The sequence below is a fragment of the Nocardia sp. NPDC051981 genome, assembly GCF_040680715.1.
In the GTDB taxonomy this organism is placed as follows: domain Bacteria; phylum Actinomycetota; class Actinomycetes; order Mycobacteriales; family Mycobacteriaceae; genus Nocardia.
This window is the reverse complement of the sequence record NZ_JBFAXK010000008.1, coordinates 97,352-106,761: the sequence shown is the minus strand read 5'-3', so window position 1 is coordinate 106,761 and position 9,410 is coordinate 97,352. Positions and strand designations below refer to the sequence as shown.

Genomic DNA, 9,410 nt, shown 5'->3' with positions numbered 1-9,410 from the left:
CCCAAACCTCGCTTCCGGAACACCACGACACGCAGCGCTCCCCGCCGAAAACCCGAACAAAACGCCACGCCTGCTTCAGCGTGGCGTCCGGTGTTCGGGGCTCACTTCACCGTAAATTGAGACTCCCTGGGGTATCCCCCCAGCTGGCCGATCTTGTTACATGGGCGCGACCACACCCGTCGGCCGCTGCAGGGCAGCCACAGTCGCAAACTTGGTGACGGACACTCGGTCCAATCTACCGTCAGCGCGCAAGCGACAATAAGAAAGGGCCATAGCCCTTAACTATCATCGCATTTCGTTCCTTCAGCCAGTGATGTGCGACCTATCGCGAGCAGGATCGTACAGATGCGACTGGGCACAGTTCAGGGTTTCGGCCAATGCGGGACCCACGAGAATCACCGCCGCCTGCCGCAGTCCGGCCGCCTCCACGCGATCGGCGATATCGGCCAGGGTGCCCCGGAGAACCTGCTGTTCAGGCTGGGTCGCGCGGTAGACCACCGCGACCGGGCAGTCCGCGCCGTAGTCGGGAACCAGTTCCTGTGCGAGGGTTCGGATCCGGGTGATGGCGAGATGCAGGATCAGGGTCGCCCGGGTATGCGCGAAATTTGCCAGCGCCTCCGATTCCGGCATCGTGGTCGACCGCGCCTGTGTACGGGTCAACACAACCGACTGCACCTGCTCCGGCACGGTGAGCTCCGCACCCAGCAGCGCCGCGGCGGCCGCGTACGCCGGCACCCCGGGCGTCACGTCCCAGGGGATTCCCAGGGCGTCCAGCCTGCGTTTCTGTTCGGTGAGCGCGGAATACAGCGAGGGATCGCCCGAGCACAACCGCGCGACGTCCTTGCCCTCGGCGTGTGCCCGCGCACAGTGCGCGATGATCTCGTCCAGATCCAGCCGCTGGGTATCGATCAGCTCGGCATCCGGCGCGCAGTGCCCCAGCACCTCGGGATCCAGATAGGTCCCCGCGTACAGGCACACCGGCGACCACCGCAGCAGCTCGACCGCCCGTACGGTCAGCAGATCCGCCGCCCCCGGCCCGGCCCCGATGAAGTGCACTGTCATCGGCCGAGTCTCGCACACCCGCTCAGCCGAATTGCCCGGCCGCCACCGGCACCGCGATCAGCCGCTGACCGAGAAGTCGGTGACGATCCTGGTGGGGCGGAGGCGGACCACGAGTTCGCCGGGGACGGCATTGCGCTTGCCGAATTCGTCGGCGCGGTCGGGACCCATGTAGCGGGCGCCGATGTCGGTGGCGGTCCGGAGTAGTTCGCCCGGGTCCTCGGAGACTTCGGCCACACCCTGGACCTGAACGAAGGAGTACGGGGGTGCGGAGACGTCCACGCAGAGGCTCAGGCGGCCGTCGCGCCGGATCGAGCGTCCCTTGGCCGTGTCCTTGCCGGTGTTGAAGACGATCTCGTCGCCTTCGAGGATGAACCAGACGGGCGCCACCAGGGGGCGGCCGTCGCTCGCCACGAAGGCGAGCTTGCCGGTCCGGGTGCCCTCGGTCAGGAAGTCGCGTACACGCTGATCGGACAGTGAGGCCATGGGCGACACCGTACGACCTCAGATGGCCCCGCGCTCGCGAGCCCGGGCCACGGCGGAGGTTCGGGATTTGACGCCGAGCTTCGAATAGATGTGGACCAGGTGGGATTTCACGGTGGTCTCGGAGAGGAACAGGCGCTTGCCGATCTCCCGGTTGGAATGCCCGTCGGCCACCAGCCGCAGGACCTCGATCTCGCGCGGACTCAAGGTGGTGTCGGGCTTGCGGACTCGCGTCATGAGACGCGAGGCGACCGAGGGCGACAGCACGCTCTCGCCCTCGGCGGCCGAGCGGACGGCGGCCAGTAGTTCGGCGGGCGGGGTGTCCTTGAGGATGTAGCCGACCGCGCCCGCCTCGATCGCGCCGAGGATGTCGGCGTCGGTGTCGTAGTTGGTGACCACCAGGACATTCGGCGGATTCGGGAGTTCGCGCAGGGCCGCGGTGGCGTCCGCGCCGGACTTGCCGGGGCCGAAGCGCAGATCCATCAGGACCAGGTCGACGGGGGTGGTGGAGCAGAAGGCCACGGACTCTTCGGCGGTCGCCACCTCGCCCACGACTTCGATGTCGTCGCAATCGGTTTCGGCGACGCTGGAGTCCAGCAGCGCGCGCAGGCCCGCGCGGACGATGGCGTGGTCGTCGGCGAGGAGGATGCGGATCATTTCTGCTCCGAGGGGAAGGTGGGCTGCTCCTCCAGGGGGAAGGAGACGGTGACCGCGGTGTGGCCGGGCTCGGATTCGACATCCATGGTGCCGCCCTGCTGCTCCACCCGGCTGCGCATGGCATTGAGGCCGAAACTGCCGGAAGGGGATTCGGCCAGCACCGCGGGATCGATGCCGACGCCGTCGTCGACCACGTCCAGGTGCACGGCGTCATCGGCGTAGGTGAGGGTGACCCGCATGCGCTGAGCGTGGGCGTGCCGCACCACATTCGAGACCGCGCCCTGGGTGATGCGGACCAGGGCGGCCTCCATGGACATGGGCAGCGCCTGCGGCTCCCCCTCGACGAGCACCTGGGCGTCCAGGCCGGGCGCGGCGGCCCGCTCGGCAATGCGGTGCAGCGCACCGGCGAGGGACTGGCCCTCGAGTGCGGCGGGCGTGAGTTCCGCGATGAGCTGGCGGGTTTCGACCAGGCTGTCGGCGGCGGTCTCGCGGGCCAGCCGGATCTTCCCCAGCGCCGGATGATCCGGGGCGGCGCGCTCGACGGCGTGCAGCAGCAACTGAATACTGCTGAGGCCCTGGGCAACCGTGTCGTGGATCTCCTGGGCCAGGCGTTCCCGCTCGGCCATCTTGCCCGCGGTGCGTTCCCGTTCGGCGAGAGTGTTTCTGGTGGCGAGCAATTCGTCGATGAGGCGCTGCCGTTCGGCGGCCTCCCGGAACAGCGCCTGGTAGCCGAGCCCGATGGCCACCGCGACCAGGGCGCCCAGCAGCGGGCCGATCACACCCGCCACCGTCCAGCCGCGGTGCGCGGCGAACCCGACCACCGACACCACCGTGGCCGCGGTCACCGCGAGCAGCCCCCAATTGCGCGGCAGCAGATGGAGATACAGGAAGAACAGCCCGAACACCAGGTACACCGCCAGCGGAGCCACGATCACCAGGCCCAGCCACAGCAGCGTCAACAGGCCCAGCCACACCCGGGCCGCGGGCAGATTGCGACGGAACCGGCCGCCGGCGAAGTAGACGCCGAGAAAGACGCTCGCGAGCACCACGACCAGCACCCGATGCGCACCCGTCAGGAACTCCTGCACCGCCACCACGATGGTGAGCGCCACCACCATGACATGCAGTCCCGCCTGCAGGGCGGAGAAGACCGGGGTGAGTGGCGAGCGGTGCACGCGACCAGCTTATGCCCGGCTATTGCCGCGGCATCCATCGAAAGTAGGAAACGCCGCCCCACCCTTGGCTGGTCCGGGAACCGTCCTGCTCGACGATGGTTTTCGAGGTCCGCGACGACACAGTGGAATCATGTTCGTCGCACTCAGAGATCTGCGGGCCGCCCGCGGCCGCTTCCTCCTCATTTCCCTGGTGGTCACGCTGGTCGCGCTGCTGGTGAGCTTTCTCAGCGGCCTGACGGCCGGATTGGCGCACCAGAACATTTCCGCCATCCAGTCCCTCGAGACCGACACGGTCGTCTTCTCCGATACCGGGTCCTCCCCGTCCTTCGACGCCTCCACCTTGAGCACCGAGCAGGTGCAGACGTGGCAGGCGGCGGGCGGCACCGTCGACCCGATCGGCATCAGCCGCACCCGCGCCACCCTCGACGGCGCGTCGCCCACCCAGGTGGCATTGTTCGGCATCCAGGGCACGCCTTTCGGCAAGCGCGTGGCAACCGATCCGGGCTCGGTGATCCTGTCCAAGGCCGCCGCCAAGGACCTCGCCGCCAAGACCGGCGACACCGTGGAGCTGGGCGCGGCCTCCTACACCGTGCAGGGCGTGACCGATGACGACTGGTACGCGCACACCCCCGTGGTGTGGATGACGCTGGCGGACTGGCAGTCCCTCAACCCCCATGCGGGCGCGGCCACCATTCTCGCGGTGTCCGGCGTGAGCGATCAGTCCGCGGTGAACGCGACCGCGCACACCACCACGACCAGCAGCAAGGACTCGCTCTCCGCGATGTCGTCGTACCAGGCCGAGAACGGGTCGCTGACCCTCATGACCGTCATGCTGTTCGCCATCTCGGCGCTGGTGATCGGTGCGTTCTTCACGGTGTGGACCGTGCAGCGGCAGCCGGATATCGCGACGCTGAAGGCGCTGGGCGCGACCACCGGCTCCCTGATCCGGGATGCCCTGAGCCAGGCGCTGATCGTGCTGCTGCTCGGTGTCGGCGTCGGTGTCGGCCTGACCGCCGTGGCGGGCGTGTTCATGGGCGGCGCAGTGCCTTTCGTGCTCAGTGCGAGCACGACGCTGTTCCCGGCCGCGGCGCTGATCGCGCTCGGTCTGCTCGGCGCGGCCTTCGCACTGCGATTCCTCGTCACCACCGATCCCCTCACCGCCCTCAACCAGGCCCGCTGATGACCACACTCCCTCTGCCTCCCAGGAGCATTGCGATGACCAACGCACTGACCGTCTCCGATCTGACCCTCACCTTCCCGGACGGCACGGACCGCATCACCGCCCTCCACCACGTGAACCTGCGTGTAGGCGGCGGCGAGATCGCGGCCATCACCGGGCCGTCCGGCTCCGGAAAGTCGACCCTGCTGGCCACCGTCTCCACCCTGCTGCGCCCGGATTCGGGGCGGGTCGAGCTCGAAACAGCCACGGGCACAATTGATCTCGCCTCGCTGAGCCGACGCGACGCCGCGACGCTGCGTCGCAACTCGATCGGCATCGTGTTCCAGCAGTCCAATCTGGTCCCGGCGCTGACCGCCGTCGAGCAGCTCGAGGCTATGGTGCACCTGGGGCAGAGCTGGTTCGTCTCGCCCGCCAAGCGGCGCGCAGCTCGGTCGCGCGCACGGGATCTGCTGGCGGCAGTGGGACTCTCGGGGCACGAGAACAAGCGGCCGGCTCAGCTCTCGGGCGGACAGCGGCAGCGGGTGAACATCGCGCGCGCCCTGATGAACGACCCGTCGCTGCTGGTCATCGACGAGCCGACCAGTGCGTTGGATCAGGAGCGCGGGGCGGCCATCATCGATCTGATCGTCGGGATCGTGCGGGAGCATGGAGCCTCGACCTTGCTGGTGACGCACGATCTGTCGCACTTGGATCAGATGGACAGTGTGTATCGGATGGTCGATGGCGTTCTTAAACAACAGGATACGGCATTGGCGGCTTGAAATATGCGGGGATACTGGACAATTCGGATTCCCGTGCTATTGCAGTGGCGATAGAATAGAGGCATGAATTCGAAGGGGGAAGCGCTGGAGAGCTGCGGTATCGCCGAATTGGCGACCGCAGTCCAGACCCTTTCGAACACCAGCCTGAAGCAATTCTCCGATGCCGATGTCGTGGTGTTGATGCAGCGCCTGGAAACCTGCAAACGCCAACTGGCGGCGCTGGATTCACGCCTGATCATCGAGGCCGCGGATCGATCCCTGCCCGAAACCAGCGGGGCAGGCGATCTGGTGCCGTTCCTGCGCCAGACGTTGGGATTGTCGAAGTACGACGCGTCGGTGCGGGTGAAGATCACCCGCCAGTGCGGAGAATTCTTCGAACCCACCGGACACCTGCGCCCGCCCGCTCTCGCCGCGACCGCCGAAGCCTATGAGGCAGGCGACATCTCACGCGACCACGTCCGCAACATCATCGACGTCATGAACCACCTGCCCGCCGACACCCCCGCAGAGGCGCGCACGGAAGCCGAACACATCCTCGTCGGCCACTCGCGCACCGGCTGGCCCGACGACCTGCCCAAGATCGGCCGCGACATCCTCGCCCGCATCGACCCCGACGGCAAGGTCATCTCCGACACCGACCGCCGCCGCAAGCGCGGAATCCTGCTGTGCCGCCCCGGCATCGATGGCATGTCCCGGATCGAAGGCTGGATCACCCCCGAGCTGCGGGCCCTGTTGGATGCGGTGTTCGCAAAGTTCGCCCGTCCGGGCATGTGCAACCTCGAAGACCCCGAAAGCCCCACCGCCACTGCCGCTGTCGTCGATTCGAAGATCCTGGAGGCCGCCGCCCGCCGTGATCGCCGCGATGCCGGTCAGCGCACCCACGACGCGTTGTTCGCGTTGCTGCAGCCCGGTGTCGACCCCGCCAAGCTCGGCTCCCACCGGGGCCTGCCGGTCCAGGCCATCCTGACCATGAACCTCGCCGACCTCGAGCGTGGGGCCGGGATCGCGACCACCGCCTCCGGCGGCCACGTGAGCATCAACGAGGCGTTGAAGCTGGCCGAGGGCACCCGCCCGGTGCTGGCGGTCCTCGACGCCGACGGGTTGCCGCTGTACCTGGGTCGCTGCCAGCGACTGGCCAGCCCGGCGCAGCGTTTGGCGTTGATCGCCCGCGACAAGGGCTGCACCCGACCGGGATGCGATGCGCCCGCCTCGATGTGCGCGGTGCACCACATCACCGACTGGGCCAAGGGCGGCCTCACCGATCTCAACAACCTGACCCTGGCCTGCGATCACTGCCACGCGCTGGTCAACGACAGTCCCGAGGGCTGGAAAACCGTTGTCATGGACAAAGATTCCCCTTATCGGGGACGCACCGGATGGATTGCCCCGAAATGTCTTGACCCCACAGGCACCCCGCGCGTGAACGACAGACATCACGTTGGGCAGTGGGTCGCCGCTGCCATCGAATCGAGTTGCCGAAGGTGGGGTTCACGGGCCGCATGATTCCCGGCTGCGCATGCAATTCCGATGCCATCACCACCGCGTCCGTGACCGTGACCGCCACCGACGACCCCGCGCCCCGTCGGCTCACCGTTTCCCGCCGAACGCCGAACGCCCGCACCGACATTCCTGCCACAGTTTCTCCGATCTCAATCGCCACTGCCGCCACCACGACGCCGACAACCATCATGTGGCGACCCAACCCCCGTGATCCGAAGCAATATCTCCTGCAGTAACCCCACATGCGGCTTCAAGGGTGAGGGGGCTGGTAGGTGCAGGCGCGGACGTGAGCCCGGCCTCCTCCCTTCTCCAGGCATCTTTTGTCTTTTGATTTTTTGGGTTTTGGTTTTTATCTTTTGGCTTCTATTGCGCGGGCGGCGCGATCGCGGATCTTTCGCAGCTCGTCCGTCAGTTGCTGAGGGCTGTGCACTTCGAATTCGACACCCAGCTCCAGGAGGCGATGTGCTACCCATTCGGGGAGGTCGTCCCGGGACATGTTCAGGGCGCAGGTGTTCGGTCCGTGCGGGACGATGTCGCCAGGGCCTTCGCCCAGGCGGCCGATTACGGCTTCGGCGGGTGCGGCGATGTCGACCTGGAAATGCAGGGTTGGGGTTCCCCAGTCGGTTCGCTCGCCGGTTACATAGGCGGCGGGGTTGGCGGCGGGGAGGTCGCGTGGGGTGAAACGGGCGCCGGTGGGGTGGAGGCGGTGGATTCGGTCGGCGCGGAAGACGCGCCAGTCGTCGCGGTCGAGGTCGAAGGCGACGAGGTACCAGCGGTGCCGGTGGGGGACCAGGCCGACGGGCTCGGTGTTGCGTCGGGTTGCGGTGCCGTCGGCTGCTTCGTAGGCGAAGCGGATCCGCTCCCTGTTGGTCACGGCCGCGGCCAGGGCGGTGAGGAGCTCCGGGTCGACGGCGTTCGCGCCGGAGCGGGGCGGGACGGTGGCGGCTCCCAGGACTCGCACCCGGCGGCGCAGTTTGGCGGGCAGTACCTGTTCGATCTTGGCGAGCGCGCGGACGGACGCCTCCTCGATGCCGGCGATGGCGGAGCCCGCGGCCGCCCGGAGGCCGACCGCGATGGCGACGGCCTCCTCGTCGTCGACCAGCAGTGGCGGCATCGCGGCCCCGGCCACCAGGCGGTAGCCGCCGGTGGCGCCCATCGTGGCCGCGACGGGGTAGCCGAGATCGCGGAGGCGGTCGATGTCGCGGCGGACGGTGCGATCGGTGACACCGAGACGTTCGGCGAGTTCGCTGCCGGGCCATTCGCGCGGGGTCTGCAGCAGGGACAGCAGCCGCAGCAGTCGTGCCGACGTGTCGCTCATACCCGCCATCCTCCGCTCGAAATAGGACGAGAATAGTCCTAGATAACTCCTACCGTGGTCAGCGGATCGCCCGCCCGACGTCAGGAGTCACGATGACCAGCACCGATATCCGCCCGTTCCGCATCGCCATCCCGCAGCCCGATCTCGACGACCTCCTCGACCGGCTGGCGCGGACCCGCTGGACCCGGCAACTCCCGGGACAGGGCTGGGAGCGCGGCGTCCCGGTGGCCTATCTGCGCGAGCTGGCCGAATACTGGCGCACCGAATTCGACTGGCGCGCACAGGAAGCGGCGCTCAATGAATTCCCGCAGTTCCTGACCGAGATCGACGGGCTGGACGTGCACTTCCTGCACGTGCGCTCGGACGACCCGGACGCGCTGCCGCTCATCCTCACCCACGGCTGGCCGAACAGCTTCGTGGAGTTCACGAAAACCATTCCGCTGCTGACGAATCCGCGAGCGCACGGCATGGAGTCGGCGCAGGCGTTCCATGTGGTGATCCCTTCGGTGCCGGGTTTCGGATTCTCGGCGGCGCCGCGCGAACCGGGCATGCGGCCGCGGCACGTTGCCCGCATGTGGGTGGAGCTCATGGCCCGCCTGGGTTACGAAAGCTACGGCGCACAGGGCGGGGATCTCGGTGCGTACGTGGTGCAGGAGATGGCGATCGCCGCCCCCGGCCACCTGGTCGGCGTGCACATCGACGGCGGCATCGGCCTGCCCACCGAGGCGGACGTCCCGACCATGACGGCCGAGGAACGCGCCGAGTGGGATCTCATGCAGAAGTGGCAGTCCGGCGTGAATCACCATGTCCTGCTCCGCCAGGCGCCGCAGACCTTCGCCCACGCCTGGACCGACTCCCCGATCGGCCTGCTCGCGTGGCTGGTCCACAAGTTCGACGAGTTCTCTCCGCTGGCCGACCGGCTGGAGGACGCCGTGGACCGCGACCAGCTGCTGACCAATGTCAGCGTCTACTGGTTCTCCGATACCGCCGCCACCTCGTCCTGGCCGATGTACAACGGACTGGGCGACCATGGTTTCGCATGGCCGACCGGCCAGAAGCTGGTCCCGGTGGGCGTGTACGCCGGGGGCTCGCCGGTCATGCGCCGGCTCGCCGACCGCGACAACACCATCGTGCACTGGCCCGAGGGCAACACCGGCAACCACTTCCTTGCCATGGACGTTCCCCGGGCGCACGTGGCCGATATTCAGGCCTGCTTCGGCAAGATCCACCGAGCCCGCCATATTTGACCGATCGATCTTGAAAGTTGTACTGTCCTC

9 protein-coding genes are annotated in these 9,410 nt (G+C 67.8%); 4 read left to right on the top strand and 5 right to left on the bottom strand.

The genetic code is table 11. The features are described 5' to 3' along the window. Window positions 1-303: 303 nt before the first annotated feature. From cobM to AB0L60_RS17080, 4 genes are read right to left on the bottom strand one after another with little or no spacing between them, the layout of a single operon-like run. Window positions 304-1,062 (bottom strand): precorrin-4 C(11)-methyltransferase, encoded by a 759-nt coding sequence (gene cobM, locus AB0L60_RS17095; protein WP_364614229.1) that lies wholly within the window; start codon window positions 1,060-1,062, stop codon window positions 304-306. A 57-nt stretch (window positions 1,063-1,119) separates the two neighbouring features. Next, window positions 1,120-1,545 carry a PPOX class F420-dependent oxidoreductase gene (locus AB0L60_RS17090; protein WP_364614226.1) on the bottom strand — a complete coding sequence of 142 codons (426 nt, stop codon included), beginning with the start codon at window positions 1,543-1,545 and terminating at the stop codon, window positions 1,120-1,122. An 18-nt stretch (window positions 1,546-1,563) separates the two neighbouring features. Continuing rightward, window positions 1,564-2,199 carry a response regulator transcription factor gene (locus AB0L60_RS17085; RefSeq protein WP_364614223.1) on the bottom strand — a complete coding sequence of 212 codons (636 nt, stop codon included), beginning with the start codon at window positions 2,197-2,199 and terminating at the stop codon, window positions 1,564-1,566. Beyond that, a complete protein-coding gene (locus tag AB0L60_RS17080; RefSeq protein ID WP_364614219.1) occupies window positions 2,196-3,374 on the bottom strand; it encodes a sensor histidine kinase in 1,179 nt (392 codons plus the stop codon). Before AB0L60_RS17080 ends, AB0L60_RS17085 begins: the two co-directional genes overlap by 4 nt. 130 nt (window positions 3,375-3,504) lie before the next feature. Here AB0L60_RS17080 and AB0L60_RS17075 point away from each other — a divergent pair, with 130 nt between their 5' ends. The 3 genes from AB0L60_RS17075 to AB0L60_RS17065 all read left to right on the top strand — a co-directional run bounded on the left by AB0L60_RS17075 (window position 3,505) and on the right by AB0L60_RS17065 (window position 6,818). Next, window positions 3,505-4,554, top strand: coding sequence for an ABC transporter permease (locus tag AB0L60_RS17075; protein ID WP_364614216.1), 1,050 nt, complete (start codon window positions 3,505-3,507; stop codon window positions 4,552-4,554). A 35-nt stretch (window positions 4,555-4,589) separates the two neighbouring features. Then, a complete protein-coding gene (locus AB0L60_RS17070) occupies window positions 4,590-5,315 on the top strand; it encodes an ABC transporter ATP-binding protein (RefSeq protein WP_364614213.1) in 726 nt (241 codons plus the stop codon). Window positions 5,316-5,378: 63 nt separating this feature from the next. Further along, entirely contained in the window at window positions 5,379-6,818 is a 1,440-nt protein-coding gene (locus AB0L60_RS17065; protein WP_364614210.1) for a DUF222 domain-containing protein, read from the top strand. Window positions 6,819-7,164: 346 nt separating this feature from the next. On the opposite strand, the gene AB0L60_RS17060 is transcribed toward AB0L60_RS17065, so the two are convergent. Further along, window positions 7,165-8,133 (bottom strand): YafY family protein, encoded by a 969-nt coding sequence (locus tag AB0L60_RS17060; RefSeq protein WP_364614207.1) that lies wholly within the window; start codon window positions 8,131-8,133, stop codon window positions 7,165-7,167. Between the two features lie 92 nt (window positions 8,134-8,225). On the opposite strand from AB0L60_RS17060, the gene AB0L60_RS17055 reads away from it, so the two are divergent. Further along, window positions 8,226-9,380 (top strand): epoxide hydrolase, encoded by a 1,155-nt coding sequence (locus tag AB0L60_RS17055; RefSeq protein WP_364614204.1) that lies wholly within the window; start codon window positions 8,226-8,228, stop codon window positions 9,378-9,380. Window positions 9,381-9,410: the final 30 nt, after the last annotated feature.